Consider the following 1699-nt stretch of genomic DNA (forward strand, 5'->3'; position numbering starts at 1 on the left):
ACCTGATGAGGTGCTCACGCATCGGCCGTCGGCATGCCGGGGCTGCGGAGCCTCGTTGCGTCGAGCGTCGGTGACCTCGGTGGAGGCCCGGCAGGTGTTTGACCTGCCCGCGGTCACGCTGCGGGTGGTCGAGCACCGGCTGCAGCATCGCCGCTGCCGGTGCGGCGTGGTGACGATGGCGTCGGTACCCGACGGGGTGCAGGCGCCGACCCAGTACGGGCCACGGGTACGCGCCATCGGCGCTTAGAGGCCGCGCAGATAGGTGGGGTGTCATGGTCGGCGGGCGGGTCGGGTCTTCCATCGGTAGAGGGTCCAGGCTTGCCGGATGAGGCTACGGACGGTGATGATCGCGTCGGCGAGGTCGAAGAAGGCGTTAATCACGTCTTCCTTGCGTTCGTAGCAGCGTTGGAGCCGGTTGAAGGCGTTGTGCCAGGCGTTCGTGCGTTCGACGTGCCACCGTTGGGTGGCCTGGACGGGGGCCTTGACGCCTTTGCGGGCGATCTGGCCGGTCAGGCCGCGTCCGGCGAGGAGGTCGCGGGTGGCGGCGGAGTCATAGCCGGCGTCCAGGTGCACGGTGATGTCGTCGGGCAGGTGACCGAGGTCTTCGAGCCGGTCGAGGGTGGGTTCCAGCAGTGGGGAATCGTGGCGGTTGGCGCCGGCCAGGACGCGTCCCAACGGGATACCGCGGGCCTCAACCATCATCGAGCGTTTCATACCTTGCTTGCCGCGGTCGACTGGGGACCTGCCGGCGACCTCGCCGCCGCCGGGTGCCTTGGTGATGCACCCGTCGATGGCAAGGTCGTTGAGCAGCAGGCCGACGATGCGGTCGTAGGCGTCGAGCGCGATTGTCTTGAGCTGGGCGAACACGCCGAGGCGGAGCCATTCGTCACGGCGGTTGCGGATCGTGGTGGCCGAGCAGGTCGAGTCGGCGATGGCCTCATACGAGCAGCCGAACCGCAGCACCTGCACAAGCTTGTCGAACACGATCCGGTCGGCGATGCGTCGCCGGTGGCAGCCCAGCGGGTGCGTCGGGGCGTAGACCGGCCGATCGGGAAGCAGCGCGGCGAACTGGTTCCACAGGGGGTCGCTCAGCCATGATGGCAGCACGGGCACAGACACTCCGATGATCACGTGGCGTTAGCACCTGCATGATCGTTATTGTCTGTGCCCGCTTAGCTACCAGCACCACTCAACTGACCTATTTGCGCGCTCTCTTATCTGGTCGGCTATCAGCACCTGCCCTACGAGCGGGCCTGCGAGACCCTGTCCGACCTGCTGGGTGTCGGCATGTCGGCAGGCACCCTGGTCACGGTGCTCACCCGCACCAGCGACGGGCTGACCCCGTTCCTGCAGGCGGTACGCGAGCAGCTCGCCGCCGCACCGGTGGCGCACTTCGACGAGACCTCACTGCGGGTGGCCAGCGCCGGCGCGTGGGTGCACTCGGCCTCCACCGAGACGCTGTCGCTGTTCGTGGTGCACCCGTCGCGGGGGCATGAGGCGATCATGGCCGCCGGGGTGCTGCCCGTCTTCGCCGGCATCGCGGTGCACGACGGCTACACCCCGTATCGCCGCTACGGCACGGCACACGCCCTGTGTAACGCCCACCACCTGCGAGAACTCGCCGGCATCTGCGATGTCGACCCCGGCCAGGTATGGGCGCAGGACATGATCCGGCTGTTGTGCGAGATCAACGACACCA

At 67.9% G+C, this 1699-nt stretch carries 3 protein-coding genes; 2 read left to right on the forward strand and 1 reads right to left on the reverse strand.

Annotated features, from left to right (window positions below; translation table 11 throughout):
• On the forward strand, nt 1–247 hold a 247-nt coding region (locus AB0873_RS32440; RefSeq protein ID WP_366604600.1), incomplete at its 5' end, for an IS66 family transposase zinc-finger binding domain-containing protein.
• A gap of 23 nt (nt 248–270) precedes the next feature.
• Here the strand turns inward: AB0873_RS32440 and AB0873_RS32445 are convergent.
• Nucleotides 271–1113 carry an IS5 family transposase gene (locus tag AB0873_RS32445; RefSeq protein ID WP_366604602.1) on the reverse strand — a complete coding sequence of 281 codons (843 nt, stop codon included), beginning with the start codon at nt 1111–1113 and terminating at the stop codon, nt 271–273.
• A 150-nt stretch (nt 1114–1263) separates the two neighbouring features.
• Here AB0873_RS32445 and AB0873_RS32450 point away from each other — a divergent pair.
• A partial coding sequence (locus AB0873_RS32450; RefSeq protein ID WP_366604604.1) for a transposase occupies nt 1264–1699 on the forward strand: 436 nt, incomplete at its 3' end.

This window comes from Micromonospora sp. NPDC047707, from assembly GCF_040704235.1.
Classification (GTDB): domain Bacteria; phylum Actinomycetota; class Actinomycetes; order Mycobacteriales; family Micromonosporaceae; genus Micromonospora.